Source organism: Methylobacterium nigriterrae, from assembly GCF_037106235.1.
GTDB classification, from domain to species: domain Bacteria; phylum Pseudomonadota; class Alphaproteobacteria; order Rhizobiales; family Beijerinckiaceae; genus Methylobacterium; species Methylobacterium nigriterrae.
This window is the reverse complement of the sequence record NZ_JBAWTG010000697.1, coordinates 1-303: the sequence shown is the minus strand read 5'-3', so window position 1 is coordinate 303 and position 303 is coordinate 1. Positions and strand designations below refer to the sequence as shown.

Sequence of the window (303 nt, the reverse complement as noted above, 5' to 3'; positions counted from 1 at the left end):
CTCGGCTGCCTCGAATACACCCTTGAGGAGGGGCCGCGCTGGAACTGGACCGAGGACGCGACGATCCGGGCACCCGCCTGGATCTCGGGCCTCTCCGGAATCGGCTTCGTCTGGCGGAGCCTGACCTACGCGCACCCGATCGTCGATCTGACGGCGCTCAAGAGCCGCAACTTCGCCCTCGGCTGCCTGTTCTCCTTCGTCACAGGCATCGGCATCTTCGCCACGATCTACCTGACGCCGCTCGTCCTCGGGCGTGTGCGCGGCTTCTCCGCCCTGCAGATTGGGCTCGCCGTCTGCTCCACC

Annotated in this window: 1 pseudogene; it reads left to right on the top strand. The window is 67.3% G+C overall.

The annotated features are described in order from the left end of the window. Positions 1–303: pseudogene (locus tag WDW90_RS38770) on the top strand (DHA2 family efflux MFS transporter permease subunit); the annotation flags it as partial.